At 67.8% G+C, this 17467-nt stretch carries 12 protein-coding genes; 4 read left to right on the top strand and 8 right to left on the bottom strand.

Annotated elements, in window-relative coordinates; all coding sequences use genetic code 11:
• Nucleotides 1-331: 331 nt before the first annotated feature.
• The 4 genes from opcM to AK36_RS01090 are packed head-to-tail and all read right to left on the bottom strand — an operon-like array spanning nucleotide 332 to nucleotide 7234.
• Nucleotides 332-1867, bottom strand: a complete 1536-nt coding sequence (gene opcM, locus AK36_RS01105; RefSeq protein ID WP_045577663.1) for a multidrug efflux transporter outer membrane subunit OpcM — start codon at nucleotides 1865-1867, stop codon at nucleotides 332-334.
• Between the two features lie 10 nt (nucleotides 1868-1877).
• The gene (gene ceoB / locus AK36_RS01100) at nucleotides 1878-5078 is read right to left on the bottom strand and encodes a multidrug efflux RND transporter permease subunit CeoB (RefSeq protein ID WP_011880927.1); all 3201 of its coding nucleotides are present in this window, start codon (nucleotides 5076-5078) and stop codon (nucleotides 1878-1880) included.
• A 46-nt stretch (nucleotides 5079-5124) separates the two neighbouring features.
• Nucleotides 5125-6342: a multidrug efflux RND transporter periplasmic adaptor subunit CeoA gene (ceoA, locus tag AK36_RS01095; protein ID WP_011880928.1), complete on the bottom strand. Its 1218-nt coding sequence runs from the start codon at nucleotides 6340-6342 to the stop codon at nucleotides 5125-5127.
• Between the two features lie 31 nt (nucleotides 6343-6373).
• Nucleotides 6374-7234, bottom strand: a complete 861-nt coding sequence (locus AK36_RS01090; protein WP_011880929.1) for an alpha/beta hydrolase — start codon at nucleotides 7232-7234, stop codon at nucleotides 6374-6376.
• A 173-nt stretch (nucleotides 7235-7407) separates the two neighbouring features.
• Between AK36_RS01090 and ceoR the strand changes: the two genes are divergently transcribed.
• Nucleotides 7408-8412, top strand: a complete 1005-nt coding sequence (gene ceoR, locus AK36_RS01085) for a putative multidrug efflux transcriptional regulator CeoR (protein WP_011880930.1) — start codon at nucleotides 7408-7410, stop codon at nucleotides 8410-8412.
• A gap of 476 nt (nucleotides 8413-8888) precedes the next feature.
• Nucleotides 8889-9182 (top strand): DUF4148 domain-containing protein, encoded by a 294-nt coding sequence (locus tag AK36_RS01080; protein ID WP_011880932.1) that lies wholly within the window; start codon nucleotides 8889-8891, stop codon nucleotides 9180-9182.
• A gap of 206 nt (nucleotides 9183-9388) precedes the next feature.
• Here the strand turns inward: AK36_RS01080 and AK36_RS01075 are convergent, their stop codons facing one another.
• From AK36_RS01075 to pdxR, 4 genes are all read right to left on the bottom strand, one after another.
• Entirely contained in the window at nucleotides 9389-10486 is a 1098-nt protein-coding gene (locus AK36_RS01075) for a purine-nucleoside phosphorylase (RefSeq protein ID WP_045577662.1), read from the bottom strand.
• 312 nt (nucleotides 10487-10798) lie between these two features.
• Complete coding sequence (locus tag AK36_RS01070; protein WP_045577661.1) at nucleotides 10799-11389, bottom strand: LysE family translocator; 591 nt, start codon at nucleotides 11387-11389, stop codon at nucleotides 10799-10801.
• Between the two features lie 175 nt (nucleotides 11390-11564).
• Entirely contained in the window at nucleotides 11565-12629 is a 1065-nt protein-coding gene (gene selD / locus AK36_RS01065) for a selenide, water dikinase SelD (RefSeq protein ID WP_045577660.1), read from the bottom strand.
• Between the two features lie 289 nt (nucleotides 12630-12918).
• On the bottom strand, nucleotides 12919-14427 hold the full coding sequence (pdxR, locus tag AK36_RS01060) for a MocR-like pyridoxine biosynthesis transcription factor PdxR (protein ID WP_011880936.1): 1509 nt from the start codon (nucleotides 14425-14427) through the stop codon (nucleotides 12919-12921).
• Nucleotides 14428-14553: 126 nt separating this feature from the next.
• Between pdxR and AK36_RS01055 the strand changes: the two genes are divergently transcribed.
• Entirely contained in the window at nucleotides 14554-15837 is a 1284-nt protein-coding gene (locus tag AK36_RS01055; protein WP_011880937.1) for a 4-aminobutyrate--2-oxoglutarate transaminase, read from the top strand.
• A gap of 77 nt (nucleotides 15838-15914) precedes the next feature.
• A complete protein-coding gene (gene gabD, locus AK36_RS01050) occupies nucleotides 15915-17378 on the top strand; it encodes an NADP-dependent succinate-semialdehyde dehydrogenase (RefSeq protein WP_011880938.1) in 1464 nt (487 codons plus the stop codon).
• The last annotated feature ends 89 nt before the right edge of the window (nucleotides 17379-17467 follow it).

Here is a 17467-nt window from a genome sequence, read left to right as displayed (position 1 = left end):
ACTCAATAGTTCAATAGATTATTTTTTTATTTAAAACACAAACAAGCAGAAATCTAGAATCGCAAGGGTAGAAGCGAGCGTTACTAGAATTGCAACAGTTCAGCTATCCGAACGCTCCAGTCAATGCAGTGGCCGCCTAGTTACGCCATTACGGGCCGACTTGCTCGCGAGCCGCCCATTCAGCTTTTCGAGCCAGCGACATGGCCGATCGCGAGCGACGCCCCGCCAATCCGTCGTCGAACCAACAAAAAACCCGGCACACAGCCCTAAGCCTGCGTACCGGGTTTCTTCACTTCAAGACTGGCGAGCGAACCCCACCCGCCACTCCCCCTCACCGCGCCGCCACCTCCGCCTTGCCGGTCGCCGCATCGCCGACCGCCGTCGGCGCCGGTCCCCATCCGCCGCCCAGCGCACGAATGAGATTGACGGTCGAAACCGCCTGCGCCCCAGTCAACTGATTCGCCTGCAATTGCGACTGCAGCACCGACCGCTCGCTATCGATCACGTCGAGATACGCCACTTCCCCTTCCTGATACTGCGTACGCGACAGCGTCGCCGAACGGCGCGACGCATTGACCGCGGCATCCTGAGCCCGAATCTGATCGTCGAGCAACCGCAGATCGGCGAGATTGTCCTCGACCTCGCGGAACGCGACGAGCACCTGCTGCCGGTAGTTCGCGACCTGCTCGTCGTACTGCGCGCGCGCCTGCTGCACGCCGGCCGCACGACGTCCGCCGTCGAACAGCGGCAGCGTCAGCGCGGTGCCGGCGAACGGCCCGAGCAGGAACGTGCGGCTCGACCACAGGAACAGATCGCCGAGCGTCGACGCCTCATACCCGAACGCGCCCGTGATATCGAGCTTCGGGAAATACGCCGACTTCGCAAGGCCGACCCGCGCGTTCGCGGCAGCCATCGCGCGCTCGGCCGCCGCCACATCCGGGCGGCGTTCGAGCAGCGCCGACGGCAGCCCGGCCGGGATCTTCACCGCGACCGGCACGATCGGCGTTTCCTTGAACGCGAAGTCCGCGGGCGCCTTGCCGAGCAGGATCGCGAGCGCATGCTCGGACGCCGCGCGCCGCCGCGCGACGCCGACCGCATCGGCCTGCGCGCTCGCCAGCTCGTTCTTCGCACGCGACACGTCCAGCTCGCTGATGTCGCCTTCGTTGAAGCGGCGCTGCACGAGCTTCAGCGCCTCTTCGCGCAGCTCGACCGTGCGACGGTACAGATCCTGGTCCGAATCGAGCTGGCGCAGCTCGAAGTAGTTCTGCGCGACGTCCGCCTGCAGCGCGAGCTGCACCGAACGGAACAGCGCCTCGCTCTGCGCCTGGTCGGCGCGCGACGCCTCGACGTTGCGGCTCACGCGGCCGAACAGGTCGGCCTCGTACGACACCGTGCCCTGCGCACGCCACAGCGTCGCGTTGGTCGGCCCCGTGCCCTGCGGCTGAAACTGCGACGCCGACGACGCCCCCTCGCGCGTCGGCCCAAACCCGACGCCGACCTGCGGGAACCACTGCGAGCGAGCGGTGCGGGTCGCCGCACGCGCTTCCTCGACGCGCGCGGCCGCGGCCTTCAGGTTCTGGTTCGCGGCGAGCGCCTGCGACTCCAGCGCGTCGAGCACCGGATCGCCGAACACCTTCCACCATTCGCCGCGATGCTCGGCGTCGGCCGGCGCGGCGGTCTTCCACGTGCCGGCCTGCTCGCCGGCGGCGAGCTTCGGCGCTTCCTTGAACGCCGCGGGCGTCGCCACGTCCGGGCGCTTGTAGTCGGGTCCTACCGCGCACGCGGCGAGCAGCGTCGCGAGCAGAGTGCTCGCGGCCGCCAGCTTCGCGACGCGCAGCAGGCCGTTCGTGTTGTGCATGTTGTCCATCTTGTTGTCCTCAAGCATCCGAAGCCGGTACGCCGTGGGCCGGCCCGCCGTAGCCGGCCGAGTCCTTGCCGGCCACGTGAATCTTGCCGCCCGCCAGCGTGCGCAGCACGACGTAGAACACCGGCGTGAGCATCAGCCCGAACAGCGTCACGCCGAGCATCCCGAAGAACACGGCGACACCCATCGCATGCCGCATCTCGGAGCCCGCGCCCGTCGACGTGACGAGCGGCACGACGCCCATGATGAATGCGATCGACGTCATCAGGATCGGGCGCAGCCGCAGCCGGCTCGCCTCGATCGCGGCCTCGAGCGGCGTACGTCCGTCATGCTCGAGCTCGCGCGCGAATTCGACGATCAGGATCGCGTTCTTCGCCGACAACCCGACCAGCACCATCAACCCGATCTGCGTGAAGATGTTGTTGTCGCCCTGCGTGAGCCACACGCCCGTGAGCGCCGACAGAATGCTCATCGGCACGATCAGGATCACCGCGAGCGGCAGCGTCAGGCTCTCGTACAGCGCGGCCAGCACGAGGAACACGAGCAGCACGCTGATCGGGAACACGTACATCGCCGAATCGCCCGCCAGAATCTGCTGGTACGTGAGGTCGGTCCACTCGAACCGCACGCCGCGCGGCAGCGTTTCATGCGCGATGCGCTCGATCGCGGCCTGCGCCTGCCCCGACGAGAAGCCCGGCGCCGGGCCGCCGTTGATGTCGGCCGCCGTGTAGCCGTTGTAGCGCACGACCATTTCCGGGCCGAACGTCGGCGTCACCGTGACGAGCGACGACAACGGCACCATCTCGCCGCGATCGTTGCGCGTCTTCAGCTGCAGGATGTCGTCCGCGCGCTGCCGGAACGGCGCATCGGCCTGCACGCGCACCTGGTACACGCGTCCGAAGCGGTTGAAGTCGTTCACGTACAGCGAACCGAGATACACCTGCATCGTGTTGAACACGTCGGTCACCGGCACGCCGAGCTGCTTCGCCTTCACACGATCGAGATCGACGTTGAGCTGCGGCACGTTGATCTGATAGCTGGTGAACAACGGACCGAGTTCAGGCGCCTGCTGCGCGCGCTTGATGAAGTCGTTGGTCGCATCCGACAGCTTCGCGTAGCCCACCGCGCCGCGATCCTCGATCTGCATCTTGAACCCGCCGAGCGTGCCGAGGCCGAGCACCGGCGGCGGCGGGAACACCGCGACGAACGAGTCCTTGATCGCGCCGTACTTCTGGTTCAGCGCACCAGCGATCGCGCCGGCCGACAGCGCCTTGCCGTGCCGTTCGGAGAACGGCTTCAGCGTGACGAACACGATGCCCGCGCTCGAGCTATTGGTGAAGCCGTTCACCGACAGCCCCGGGAACGCGACCGCGCTCTCGACGCCCGGCTGCTTCAGCGCGATCGAGCCCATGTCGCGGATCACCTTCTCGGTGCGATCGAGCGACGCGCCGTTCGGCAGCTGCGCGAACGCGATCAGGTATTCCTTGTCCTGCGCGGGCACGAAGCCGCCCGGCACGATCCGCGACACGAGCACGGTCGCGCCCACCAGCACGAGATACACCCCGAGCATCAGCGTCTTGCGCGACAGCACGCCGCGCACGCCGCGGCCGTAGTTCTCCGCGCCGCGATGGAACACCTTGTTGAAGCCGCGGAAGAAGCCGCCGAGCGCGCGGTTCATCACGCGCGTGAGCCAGTCTTCCTTGTCGCCGTGGCCCTTGAGCAGAATCGCGGACAGCGCCGGCGACAGCGTCAGCGAGTTGAACGCCGAGATCACCGTCGAGATCGCGATGGTCATCGCGAACTGCTTGTAGAACTGGCCGGTCAGGCCCGACATGAACGCGAGCGGCACGAACACGGCGACGAGCGTCAGCGCGATCGCGATGATCGGCCCGCTGACCTCCTGCATCGCCTTGTAGGTCGCCTGCCGCGCGTTCATCCCGCTTTCGATGTTGCGCTCGACGTTCTCGACCACGACGATCGCATCGTCGACCACGATCCCGATCGCGAGCACCATCCCGAACAGCGACAGCGCGTTGATCGAATACCCGAATGCGAGCAGCAGCGAGAACGTGCCGACGATCGACACCGGCACCGCGATCAGCGGAATGATCGACGCGCGCCAGGTCTGCAGGAACACGATCACGACGATCACGACCAGCGCGATCGCCTCGAGCAGCGTGTGCACGACGGCCTTGATCGACGAACGCACGAACTGCGTCGGGTCGTAGACGATCTTGTAGTCGACGCCGGCCGGCATGTCCTGCTTCAGCTCGGCCATCGTCTTGCGCACTTCGTCGGAGATCTGCAGCGAGTTCGCACCCGGCGACTGGTTGATCGCCATCGCGACGGCCGGCTTGTTGTCGAGCAGCGAGCGCAGCCCGTACTCGGACGCATCCAGCCCGATCCGCGCGATGTCGCGCAGATGCGTGACGCCGCCGTCGGGCGTCGTCTTCACGACGATGTCGCCGAACTCGTCTTCGGTCTGCAGACGGCCGCGCGCGTTCACCGACAGCTGCAGCGGCGTGCCCGGCAGCGACGGCGACGCGCCGATCACGCCGGCCGCGACCTGCACGTTCTGCTCGCGGATCGCCTGCACGACGTCCTCGGCCGACAGCCCGCGCTGCGCGACCTTCTGCGGATCGAGCCACACGCGCATCGCATAGTCGCCCGAACCCCACAGCTGCACCTGACCGACGCCCTGGATCCGCGACAGGCGATCCTTCACGTTGATCAGCGCGTAGTTGCGCAGGTAGGTCATGTCGTAGCGGTTGTCCGGCGAGATCAGGTGGACCACCATCGTCAGCGTCGGCGAGCTCTTCACCGTGGTGATGCCGAGCCGCTGCACGTCCTCCGGCAGGCGCGGCAGCGCCTGGTTCACGCGGTTCTGCACGAGCTGCGTGGCCTTGTCGGGATCGGTGCCGAGCTTGAACGTGACGGTGATCGTCATGTTGCCGTCGCTGTTCGCCTGCGACTGCATGTACAGCATGTCCTCGACGCCGTTGATCTGCTCCTCGAGCGGCGATGCGACCGTCTCGGCGATCACCTTCGGGTTGGCGCCCGGATACTGCGCCTTCACGATCACCGACGGCGGCACGACTTCCGGATACTCGGAGATCGGCAGCAGGAACATCGCGATCACCCCGCCGAGCAGGATGATCACCGATAGCACGCCTGCGAAGATCGGCCGGTCGATAAAGAATTTGGAAATGTTCATGGGTGGCTCTGTCTGGTTGAACGCGGAAATCGAAGCGGCGTGCCGCTTACGATTCCGCCTTCGCCGGTGCGGCCGGCTTCGCGGCGTCCGCGAGCGGCGCGGACGGATCGTCGCCGCCCGTCATCGGCACCATGTGCGGCTTGACCTGCTCGCCCGGCCGCACGCGCTGCGTGCCGTTCACGATCACGCGATCGCCGGCGGCAAGCCCGCTCACGATCACGCGCCGGTTGCCGTGCTGCATGCCCTGCTGCACTTCGCGGTACGACACGCGGCCCTGCTGGTCGACGACGAACACGAACTTCTTGTCCTGGTCGGTGTTGATCGCCGCATCGTCGACGAGCAATGCCGGGTGCGGCGCGCTGCCGCCGACCTTCACGCGCGCGTAGAGGCCCGGCACCAGCGTGCCGTCAGCGTTGTCGAAGCGCGCGCGCACGCGGATCGTGCCGGACGACGTGTCGAGCCGGTTGTCGACCGAGTCGATCACGCCGCTGCGTGAATAGCCGGTTTCGTTCGCGAGGCCGAGCTCGACCGGCACCTTGCGGCCGTCGCGCGCGCCGTTGATGTATTGCAGGTAGGTCTGTTCGTCCGCGTCGAACGACGCGTAGATCGGCGACACCGATACGAGCGTCGTCAGCGGCGTCGCCGCGGCGCCCGCCGACACGACGTTGCCCACGGTGATCTCGGCGCGCGACACGCGGCCCGACACGGGCGCGGTGATGCGCGTATAGCCGAGGTTGATGCGCGCCGTTTCGAGCGCGGCTTCGGCCGCCTTCAGGTTCGCGCTCGCCTCGCGCGCCGCGTTCTGCTTCTCGTCGTAGTCGCGCTTCGCGATCGCGTTGTCGCCGATCAGCCGCTGCGCGCGCTGCCAGTCGCTCTGCGCGTAGCCGTTGCGCGCCTGCGCGGCCGCGAGTTGCGCGGCGGCGCGATCGGTCTCGGCCTGGTACGGGCGCGGGTCGATCACGAACAGCACGTCGCCCTTCTTCACGAGCGCGCCGTCCTTGAAGTTCACCGCGACGATGGTGCCCGACACCTGCGGACGCACGTCGACCTTCTCGACCGCCTCGAGGCGGCCCGAGTAGCTTTGCCAATCGGTGACGGTTTGCGGCACGACGGTCGCGACGTCCACTTCGGGCAGCGGCGCTGCGGCCTTGTCGGGCGCGTTCGCGTTCACGCGCATCGCGCCGAACGTGCCGAGACCGACGACGGCGAGCGTCGCGATCGCCGCGGTGGCGATTCGGGAGCGGGTGGTGCGTAGGATGGCCATGTGGATCTCCGGTAAGCGAGGATTGGTGTGGTTATTCGGAACGATTCGGCTGACGGGCCTGGAAGCGGCACTGGAAGAAGCGCACGGCCTCCTCCAGCGCGGCCGCATGGGTCGCGAGCGCGGCGTGCGTGACGTCCGGGTAGCGGATCACCTGCGTGAGCACGCCCGACGAAATCAGGCAGCCCGCATATTTCTCCGCCTCGACGTGCAGCACGTCGTTCTGCGCGGTGACGATCAGCGTCGGCGGCAGCCCCGCGAGGCGCACCGATTCGAGCGGCGCCGCATACGGGTGCATGCGCTGCGCGGCCTGCGGCAGGTACGCGCGATAGCAGGCCGCGCATTCGCGGGCGGTGATGTCGGACGACAAGCGGTCGGCGTCGCCGATGCGGGTCATGCTCGGATCGAGCATCGGCCCGAACAGCGCCTGCGCGGCGATCGGCACCTCGCCGCGATCGCGCGCGATGAACGCGAGACAGTTCGCGAGCTGGCCGCCCGCATCGTGCCCCGCGACGCCGATCTTCTTCGGATTGCCGCCGAACGCGCGGGCGCGCGTCGCGGCCCAGACGGCCGCGCGATACGCATCCTCCGGCGCGGCCGGAAACGGAAAGGCCGGCGCGAGCGAATAATCGACCGACACTACGAGAGCCGGTAAGCGTTCTGCTAAAAAGCGCGCGGCGAAATCGGCGTCGTCGAGCGTGCCGCGCACGAAACCGCCGCCGTGAAAGTAAAGCACTACCGGCAATCCGGTTTTGTCGGCACGCCGATACAGACGCAACGCGATGTCCTGCGCGTAGCCGGGAATTTCCACGTCCGCGACCGTCAGTGCCGCGCCGGCTCTGGCTTCGGCGGGCAATGCGGCTTTCAGGAATTTGCTGAATTCAGAAGCGTCCATGACGATGCGGCATCCATTTCGAGATGGAACGAATTCTGGGTCCGGCAGACATTGGGATAAATGCCTATAATCCGGCAACACAATTCAACGCCCCCGAACAATCCCAGGCTGCGTCGCCTATAAAGTGACGCAGCCTCTTTGTTCCTGAGGCTCATTAGATCGTGGAGGTTGTGATGGACCGGCTTCAGGCCATGCAGGTGTTTACTCGCGTCGTCGATACAAGCAGCTTCACCAAGGCAGCAGAAACGCTGAGCCTGCCGCGGGCGTCCGTCACGACGATCATCCAGAATCTCGAAGCGTTCCTCGGCGTGCGGCTGATGCACCGGACCACGCGCCGTCTGTCGCTCACGCCCGACGGCGCCGCGTACTACGAACGCTGCGTGCGGATCCTCGCCGATGTCGAGGAAACCGAAGCAAGCTTCCAGAACAACAACCGCAAGCCGCACGGCAAGTTGCGCATCGACATGCCGGGCTCGATCGGGCGGCTGCTGGTGATTCCGTCGCTGTGCGAATTCCACACGCGCTATCCGGACATCGATCTGCAGCTCGGCTTGTCGGATCGTCCGGTCGACCTGCTGCAGGAAGGCGTCGACTGCGTGATCCGCGTCGGCGCGCTGCAGGATTCGTCGCTCGTCGCACGGCGGGTCGGCCTGTTCGAATGCGTGTCGGTCGCCGCGCCCGCGTATCTCGACAAGTACGGCGAGCCGCGCAGCATCGAAGATCTCGCCGAGCACAAGGCGGTCAATTACTTTTCGAGCCGCACCGGCCGCACGATCGACTGGACGTTCCTGACCGACGGCAAGGAAGTCGAAGTGAAGATGAACGCGATCGTGTCGGTGAACGATGCCGACGCGTACGTGACCTGCGGGCTCGAAGGCTTCGGGCTGATCCAGCCGCCGCTGTTCATGGTGCTGCCGCACCTGCGCGACGGCCGGCTCAAGGAAGTTCTGCCGGGCCTGAAGCCGCTGCCGATGCCGATCTCGGTCGTGTATCCGCACAGCCGCCACCTGTCGCCGAAGGTGCGCGTGTTCGTCGACTGGATCGCCGAAGTGTTCGACCGCTGCCCGCTGTTGAGCGGCAAGGGCAGCCTCGACGCGACGTGCAGCAAGCGCACGTTCGAGGAAGCCGAGCGCGCGCCGGCGCTCGACACGCCGGTCATCAACGAGTGGGTCGCGTAGCCGCTTAGTCGCTTAGTCTGACGAGCGGCGCGCGGGCCGCGCGCTCGCGCGTCTCCGCGCTTTCTTCATACCTCGATCGGTCGGCCTTCCAGCACGTTCTCCTTCCGCGGATGCGTCGTGCTCCTGCAGACGTCGCAGCGGCGCGCACATCGCGTCTTTCCGGAATCCGCATCACACCTTTGCATCGCGCGCGGCAATCGCCGCGTCGCGCCGACACGCCGTCGCGAAGTCGGGCCGCGTCGCCGCGAGCCGCGCCACAGGCGGCTGTGCGCGATTCCGGCAGCGCCGTGCGGCCGTGACGGATCGCGATTGTTCCAGCATCGCGACAATTCAATTCGCATCAGCTGCATTTATCGCGCCGGGACACACACCTAGAGTTAACCCTGTCGCGCACATCGTTGCGCATCCAACATCCCGTTCGACGGGACCGGAGCGAGCGCTCTTGCGCCAACTCCGACCAACACAGGAGTTACGTCATGAACCGCCGCCATCTTCTCTCCGCCATCGCACTCGCACTCGCCGTGTCCGCGCCGGCATTCGCCGATACCAATGCGCCGCAAGCCGCCAACTACGCCGGCGCGTCGTACACGCAGCCGAGCAACGGCCCGCGCACGCGCGCCGAAGTCAATGCGGAAGTCGAACAGGCACGCCGCGACGGCACGCTCGCATACCTGCGCAAGGTGAATTCGTATCCGCAAGGTGTCGAGCTCGCGCAAGGCCCGTATCGCCCGACGCCCGAAGGCAACCAGCTCGCCGGCGCAGGCCGGTAAACGCATGACGCCGCGCGACGGATCGTCCGTCGCGCGGCGTCGCGAACCCGACACACGTCAGTCAGTTGCAGGAGTCCGTGATGAACGATCAACTTCCTTCGCCGCTCGATCATTGGGACGACACGACGCCCGTCTGGACGCCGTTTCGTTCGTCGTCGCAACCGCACTGAACGCGTCCGTCACGCGCCGATGCGAGCCTCGGCGCGTCATCGACGCGGCACGCCGTCGCGCCATTCGCCCCAGTGCGTGACGATGTCCTGCACGAGCGGATTGCCCGCGCGATAGAGGTTTTCCGTCGCGGGCGCGAAGCCGCCCTGATCCGCGTAGTTCAGCAGGTTGTCGGCGCTCGTCTGGCCCGCATACGGGCGGTCGAAGTCGGAGCCGGTGCGCAGCACCGCCACGCGCGACAGGTCGACGCGCTTCACGCTCGCCGCGCGCTTGAGCGCCTCGTACGTCGCGTTGTCTTCCTGCGCGGTCATGCAGTAGGTGCCCTTGCCGTCGGTGAGGATCTTGGTCCATTGACGCGCGCGCTCGCCGATCAGCGTGCCCGAGAACCACGTATTGCCCGACGACGTGTCGCACTGGATCACCGTCGGCGGCCGGTTCGCCGGCGCATACGTGAACTTCGCGCGCGCGGCCTGCGCCTGCGCGCTGTCGGCAAGCACGACGTTGCGCGACAGCGCATAGGCGGCATCGGTCAGCTGCGCGTTGAGCTGGAACACTTCGGTGCGGTAGTCGAGCGGCGGCTTGTCGTTCGGGCTCTTCGTGTTGATGCCGAGAAAGCCGGTGTTCCAGCCGGCGGGAATCTCGCGCGCGTCGAGCTCCCACTGCAGGCTGAAATCGACGAGGTATTTCGACCACGCCGCGGAACCGACCGTGCCCTGCGCGGGGTCGACGCCCGCGATGCCGGACACGAGGAAGTAGGTGCGGCGCAGGTCGAAGCGCGGCGAGAACGTGAGCGCCATGATCGTCGCCGATGCGTTCGCGTAGCCCATGCCGGTCGTCACCACGCAGACGTCCTGCCGGTTGCAGTGGACCACCGGATAGTCGGGCGACAGGCCCGGCACCGCGACGTCGCGCCACGGGCCGAGCCGGTCGAGCCACGCCTGGCCTTCCGGACCGAACATCGTGATGATCATGACCTTGACCGGGCGGCCCTGTGCCGCGGTCTCGGCGAATGCAGCGTTGGCCGTCGTGGCCGCGTTGCCTGCGTCGTCGCGCTGTTGGTCCTGCGCGATCGACGGCGCGGTCGCACAGGCGGCGAGCGAGAAGGCGGCTGCGGAAAGAATGGAGCGAGTCAGCATCGGCGTTCCTTGTTTCGATGATGTTGGGTGAGAACGGCTGTCGGAGACTGCGCGACCGAGTATAGAACGCGGGTCTGCGATGCGGAACCCGACTACGAAACGGGGGGTTGGGGGAAATGGCGCGGGGTGATTGAAGGTGCCGATAACGCTGATTACGCTGATTACGCCGGTTGCCGGTTGCGCGGATCAGCGCGTTCGCGCCGTAATCGCCGCACGCCGCTGCGACCGACACTGAGAATCGCTACGAGGCCGCGTGCCACGGCATGCAGGCATTCTTGAGCGGCCGAGGCTTCGACGACCGTCCCGGCCCCGCTACGCGCGGACGATCCCCGCGACGCCATAAGCAAGCACGACCAGCGCAGCAAGCACGTGGCTCGCCGCGAGCCATCGCGGCGACTTCACGACGCGCGCGATCGCGCTGCCGCCGAACGCGAACACGAGCTGGCCGACGAGACTGCCGGCAAACACGCACGCCGCCCCGAGCAGCCAGTGCCGGTGCGCGCCGGCCGCCGCGGCCGCATAGCCGTAGAACAGCAGGATGGTCAGCGGATTCGCGAGCGTGACGAAGAACATCGACGTGAACGGCCGTGTGCCGGGCGGCGGCGCGGCGCCGTCGAGCGTATGGCGCCGGTCTTTCAGCGCGTGCCACAGCATGCGTGCGCCCATTGCGAGCAACACGAGCGCGCCGACCAGACGAAACTGCGCAAGATGCGACGCGAGCGTGTGCGCGAGCATCGCGCCGATCGTGAACGCGGCAACCGCATAGCAGCCGTCGGCCGTCGCGACGCCCGCTGCCGCGCGCACACCGCTCGCAATGCCGGCGCGCAGCGCATGGTTCGCGATCATCAGCGCGACGGGGCCGACCGACAGCGCGACCGTCAGCCCGAACAGGAAATCGTTCATCGCCTGTGAAGGCTTTCGATACGCGCCGCCGGTTACGACACGCAGCGACGATCGTGTGCGATCGAAATCTGCGTCACACGATGTCGACTCTCCACGGCCCGTCCACCCTCTCGCCGATCACCACCGCGCGATCGAAACCACGAGCGGCGAAGATCCTGCGCGATCGAAACCCGCGTCACGCGACCTCGACGCGCGACGCCCCGTCCACCATCTCGCCGATCACGGCCGCACGGTCGAAGCCGTCGGCGCGGAAGCACGCGAGCACGTCGTCCACGGCTTCCGGCGCGCACGCGACCAACAGCCCGCCCGACGTCTGCGGGTCGGTGAGCAGCGCCTGCGCGACGGGTGGCAGGTTGTCGGCGAGCCGCACGTCGGCGCCATACGCGGCCCAGTTGCGTCCCGACGCGCCGGTGAACACGCCGTCGGCGACGAACGCCTCGACGCCCGCCAGCCACGGCAGCGACGCGTAATGCACGCGCGCGGTCAGGCCCGCGCCGCGCGCGAGCTCGAGCGTGTGGCCGAGCAAGCCGAAACCGGTGACGTCGGTCAGCGCGTGCACGCCCGGCAATGCCGCGAGTTCGGCGCCCGGCCGGTTCAGCTTGGTGGTCGTCGCGACCATCTGCGCGTAGCCGGCGGCGTCGAGCTGATTCTTCTTCAGCGCGGCGGACAGCACGCCGACGCCGAGCGGCTTGCCGAGCACGAGCACGTCGCCCGCGCGCGCGGCCGCGTTGCGCTTCACGCGCGACGGATGCACGACGCCGATCGCGGCAAGCCCGTAGATCGGCTCGACCGAATCGATCGAATGGCCGCCCGCCACCGGAATGCCCGCTTCCGCGCACACGGCTTCGCCGCCGCGCAGCACGGCCGCGATCGTCTCGTGCGGCAGCACGTTGATCGGCATGCCGACCAGCGCGAGCGCGAGGATCGGCTTGCCGCCCATCGCGTAGACGTCGGACAGCGCGTTGGTCGCGGCGATGCGGCCGAAGTCGAACGGATCATCGACGATCGGCATGAAAAAGTCGGTGGTCGCGACGATCGCCTGCTCGTCGTTCAATCGGTAGACGGCCGCGTCGTCGGAGGTTTCGGTGCCGACCAGCAGATCGGGAAACAACGCGGGCGGCGTGGCCCGCTTCAGCAGCTCGGACAACACGCCCGGCGCGATCTTGCAGCCGCAGCCGCCGCCGTGCGACAGGCTCGTCAGGCGCGGAACGGCGGGCGGAGTGAGGGTGGCTTCGGTCATCGTCGGTATCCGGTGAATAACAACGTTCCATTATCGACAATTCCGCGCGAGCACGCGCGATATCCGGATGCGGGATGGAATGCGTGCGCCGCGGTCCACGTCGGCGCAAACCGCGAAGTCGGCACGAACCGGGCAAACCGGGCAAACCGCATGGTCCGACGCGGCGCCTCGGCTACGACACGGGCGTGTCACGCGTTCACCGTCGCGTCGCACGTGTCCTACGACGCGGCCGCCTCCGGTCGCGACCACGCCACCACGCCACCACACGCCCACACACGCCCACTCCCCATCAAGCCGCCGCAACGACCCCGTCGAACGCCCGCTCGTCGATCGCTTCCGCGAGCTTCGCGAACGCGGTCGCGATCTCGTCCTCCGGCACGCACGCATAGCCGAGCAGCAAACCCGATGCCGCGCGCTCCGGTTGCGCGTAATAGCCGGACAGCGGCCGCACGACGATGTTGCGCTCCAGCGCGGCCTGCGCGACCGCGCGATCGTCGGCGCCGTCGGGCAGCCGCGTGACGAGATGCAGCCCCGCATCGCTGCCGAGCGCGTGCAGCGTGTCGCCATAGCGTCGCGCGACCGCGTCGAGCAGCACTTCGCGGCGCTGTCCGTACAGCGTGCGCATCTTGCGGATATGCGAAACGAAATGCCCGTCCGCGATGAACTCGGCCAGCACCGCCTGCTGCAGCAGCTGCCCTTCGCGGTACAGCTCGGCGCTCGCGGTCGCGAAGCTCTCCGCGAGCGGCTCGGGCGCGACCAGATAGCCGACCCGCAGCCCCGGAAACAGCGTCTTGCCGAAGCTGCCGACGTAGATCACCTGCCCGGCCGTATCGAGCCCCTGCAACGACGCGAGCGGACGGCTGCCGTAGCGGAATTCGCTGTCGTAGTCGTCCTCGATGATCCAGCAGCCGTGCTGGCGCGCGTATTCGAGCAGCATGCGGCGGCGCGCGAGGCTCATCACCATGCCGAGCGGATACTGGTGCGACGGCGTGACCAGCATCAGCTTCGGCGGCTCGGCGAGATCGTCGGCCGACGGCGCGATTCCTTCGTCGTCCACCGCGATCGGCCGGGTGGTCAGCCCCGACACGTTCAGCACGCTGCGCACGCCCCAGTAGCACGGGTCCTCGGTCCAGATCACGTCGCCCGGATCGGTCAGCACGCGCACCGCGAGGTCGATCGACTGGTGGATCCCGGTGGTAATCACGATCTGCTCGGGCGTGCAGCGCACCGAGCGCGACGTGCGCAGATAGTCGGCCAGCGCCTCGCGCAGCAGCGCGAGGCCGCCGCCCGGCGCGTAGGTCAGCAGATCGGGACGCAGGCGCCGCCAGTACTTGTTGTGCAGCCGGGTCCAGACGCGCGCCGGAAAGCGCGACACGTCGGGCACGCCCGGCATGAACGCGCCGCCCTGGCGCTTCGACACGCCCGCGCCTTCGACGAGCCGCGTGCCGCGCGCCGACAGCCGCCGCGCCGGCGAGGCCGCCACCGCCGGGCTCGCGCCCGGCTCGAGCGGCGCGCCGACGATTTCGTCCGGCGCGCTGTCGGCGACGAACGTGCCGCGCCCCGTCGCCGAATGCACGTAGCCTTCGAGCGCCAGCTGTTCGTACACCTGCGTGACCGTGTTGCGCGCGATGCCCAGCTCGGCCGCGAGCAGCCGCGACGACGGCACGCGCGTGCCGGCCGGCAGCTCGCGCGACAGGATCGCCTGCTGCAGCAGCCGGTGCAGCTGCCGGTAGATGGGCTGCTCGCTGCCGCGCACGAGGCGCTGCGCCAGCCAGTCCGACAACACGCTTGCGCGCATGATTGGCTCCTGAATATTTATTGAAATGGCTCTGATTGCCGGAGCCAAATGTGATTATAGTCGCCTCCATGGGCTGCCAACGCGGCCGATTTTTACCTCACCGGACACAACATCAAGGAGCTGACCGTGAAGAATGCCGACCTGCATGCCCGCAAGAACGCCGCCACCCCGCGCGGCGTCGGCGTGATGTGCGATTTCTACGCCGCCCGCGCCGAAAACGCGGAGCTGTGGGACGTCGAGGGCCGCCGCTTCATCGATTTCGCCGCCGGCATCGCCGTGCTGAACACGGGCCACCGCCACCCGAAGATCGTCAAGGCGATCGCCGACCAGCTGAACTGCTTCACGCACACCGCTTACCAGATCGTCCCGTACGCGTCGTACGTCGAGCTGGCTGAAAAGATCAACGCGCGCGCACCGGGCGACTACCCGAAAAAGACGGCGTTCTTCACGACCGGCGCCGAAGCCGTCGAAAACGCGATCAAGATCGCGCGTGCGGCAACCGGCCGTCCGGGCGTCATCGCGTTCGCCGGTGGTTTCCACGGCCGCACGATGATGGGCATGGCGCTGACCGGCAAGGTCGCACCGTACAAGCTGAACTTCGGTCCGTTCCCGGGCGACGTGTTCCACGCACCGTACCCGAACCCGCTGCACGGCGTGACGACGGCCGACTCGATCAAGGCGATCGAGATGCTGTTCAAGGCCGACATCGATCCGAAGCGCGTCGCCGCGATCATCTTCGAACCGGTCCAGGGCGAAGGCGGCTTCAACCCGGCGCCGGCCGACTTCGTGCGCGCACTGCGCAAGATCTGTAACGAGCACGGCATCATGCTGATCGCCGACGAAGTGCAGACGGGCTTCGCGCGTACCGGCAAGCTGTTCGCGATGCAGCAGTACGACGTGCTGGCCGACCTGATCACGATGGCCAAGAGCCTCGCGGGCGGCATGCCGCTGTCGGGCGTCGTCGGCCGTGCGGACGTGATGGACGCGGCAGCGCCCGGCGGCCTCGGCGGCACGTACGCGGGCAACCCGCTCGCCGTCGCGTCGGCGCACGCGGTGCTCGACATCATCGACGAAGAGAAGCTGTGCGAACGCGCGACGCAACTGGGCGACGCGCTGAAGGCGAAGCTGAACGCGCTGCGCGCCGACATCGCACCGATCGCCGACGTGCGCGGTCCGGGCGCGATGGTCGCGGTCGAGTTCGTGAACCCGGCCACGGGCGAGCCCGACGCCGACTTCACGAAGCGCGTGCAGGCGCGTGCGCTCGAGCGCGGTCTGCTGCTGCTCGTGTGCGGCGTGTACTCGAACGTCGTGCGCTTCCTGTTCCCGCTGACGATTCCGCAGGCCGTGTTCGACGAAGCGCTCACGATCCTCGAGGAAGTGCTGAAGGAAACGGTCGGCGTACCGGCCTGAGTTCCCGTCAACCGAATGCGCCGCTGCCGTCGTACCGACGGCAGCGGCCGTTTCATCTTCAACGCAGGCTATTCAATATGAGCACGGAAAACCTGGCACTGAAAGATCCGTCGCTGTTGCGCCAGCAGGCGTACATCAACGGCGAATGGCAATCCGCGGCGAACGGCGAGTCGTTCGAGGTCCGCAATCCGGCCACCGGCGGCCTGCTCGGCACCGTGCCGGCGATGGGCGCGGCCGAGACGCGTCAGGCGATCGACGCCGCCAACGCCGCCTGGCCGGCGTGGCGCAAGAAGACCGCGAAGGAACGCGCGGCGATCCTGCGCAAGTGGCACGACCTGATGATGGAGAACGCCGACGATCTCGCGCTGATCCTGACGACCGAACAGGGCAAGTCGCTGGCCGAAGCGAAGGGTGAGATCGGCTACGCGGCGTCGTTCCTCGAGTGGTTCGCCGAGGAAGGCAAGCGCGTGTACGGCGACACGATCCCGACGCCGGCGAGCGACAAGCGCATCGTCGTGACGAAGGAAGCGATCGGCGTGTGCGCGGCGATCACGCCGTGGAACTTCCCGGCGGCGATGATCACGCGCAAGGTCGGCCCGGCGCTCGCCGCAGGTTGCCCGATCGTCGTGAAGCCGGCCGAGGCGACGCCGTTCTCGGCGCTCGCGATGGCCGTGCTGGCCGAGCGCGCGGGCGTGCCAGCCGGCGTGTTCAGCGTGGTCACCGGCGACCCGAAGGCGATCGGCGGCGAACTGACGTCGAACCCGATCGTGCGCAAGCTGTCGTTCACCGGCTCGACGCCGGTCGGCCGCCTGCTGATGTCGCAATGCGCGGCGACGGTCAAGAAGGTGTCGCTCGAGCTCGGCGGCAACGCGCCGTTCATCGTGTTCGACGATGCCGATCTCGACGCGGCCGTGCAGGGCGCGATCGCATCGAAGTACCGCAACAGCGGCCAGACCTGCGTCTGCACGAACCGCTTCTACGTGCACGAAGCCGTGTACGACGCGTTCGCGCAGAAGCTCGCGGCGGCGGTCGGCCAGCTGAAGGTCGGGCGCGGCACGGAGCCGGGCGTCACGCAGGGGCCGCTGATCAACGAAGCGGCCGTGCTGAAGGTCGAGGCGCACATCGAGGACGCGCTCGCGAAGGGCGCCACCGTCGTCACGGGCGGCAAGCGCCATGCGCTCGGCCACGGCTTCTTCGAGCCGACCGTGCTGACCGGCGTCACGCCGGCGATGAAGGTCGCGAAGGAAGAAACCTTCGGGCCGCTCGCGCCGCTGTTCAAGTTCGGCAGCGACGACGAGGTGATCCGCCTCGCGAACGACACCGAATTCGGCCTGGCCGCGTACTTCTACAGCCGTGACATCGGCCGCGTGTGGAAGGTCGCCGAAGCGCTCGAATACGGGATGGTCGGCGTGAACACGGGCCTCATCTCGAACGAGGTCGCGCCGTTCGGCGGCGTCAAGCAGTCGGGCCTCGGCCGCGAAGGCTCGCACTACGGCATCGACGACTACGTGGTCATCAAGTACCTCTGCCTGGCCGTCTGACGGTTCGGGCCTGTCGCGCAAGCGGCAGGCCCTGACCGCCCGGCCGGAACCGGGCGGTCACGACGCGGGCCGGCGTCCCCTCTCCGCCG

It is taken from the genome of Burkholderia vietnamiensis LMG 10929, assembly GCF_000959445.1.
Classification (GTDB): domain Bacteria; phylum Pseudomonadota; class Gammaproteobacteria; order Burkholderiales; family Burkholderiaceae; genus Burkholderia; species Burkholderia vietnamiensis.
This window is presented reverse-complemented; position numbering and strand designations above follow the sequence as displayed.

Excerpts from the sequence above, each read along its gene's own strand:
- opcM (WP_045577663.1), bottom strand. The coding sequence starts at position 1,867 with ATGGACAACATGCACAACACGAACGGCCTGCTGCGCGTCGCGAAGCTG.
- ceoB (WP_011880927.1), bottom strand. The coding sequence starts at position 5,078 with ATGAACATTTCCAAATTCTTTATCGACCGGCCGATCTTCGCAGGCGTG.
- ceoA (WP_011880928.1), bottom strand. The coding sequence starts at position 6,342 with ATGGCCATCCTACGCACCACCCGCTCCCGAATCGCCACCGCGGCGATC.
- AK36_RS01090 (WP_011880929.1), bottom strand. The coding sequence starts at position 7,234 with ATGGACGCTTCTGAATTCAGCAAATTCCTGAAAGCCGCATTGCCCGCC.
- ceoR (WP_011880930.1), top strand. The coding sequence starts at position 7,408 with ATGGACCGGCTTCAGGCCATGCAGGTGTTTACTCGCGTCGTCGATACA.
- AK36_RS01080 (WP_011880932.1), top strand. The coding sequence starts at position 8,889 with ATGAACCGCCGCCATCTTCTCTCCGCCATCGCACTCGCACTCGCCGTG.
- AK36_RS01075 (WP_045577662.1), bottom strand. The coding sequence starts at position 10,486 with ATGCTGACTCGCTCCATTCTTTCCGCAGCCGCCTTCTCGCTCGCCGCC.
- AK36_RS01070 (WP_045577661.1), bottom strand. The coding sequence starts at position 11,389 with ATGAACGATTTCCTGTTCGGGCTGACGGTCGCGCTGTCGGTCGGCCCC.
- selD (WP_045577660.1), bottom strand. The coding sequence starts at position 12,629 with ATGACCGAAGCCACCCTCACTCCGCCCGCCGTTCCGCGCCTGACGAGC.
- pdxR (WP_011880936.1), bottom strand. The coding sequence starts at position 14,427 with ATGCGCGCAAGCGTGTTGTCGGACTGGCTGGCGCAGCGCCTCGTGCGC.
- gabD (WP_011880938.1), top strand. The coding sequence starts at position 15,915 with ATGAGCACGGAAAACCTGGCACTGAAAGATCCGTCGCTGTTGCGCCAG.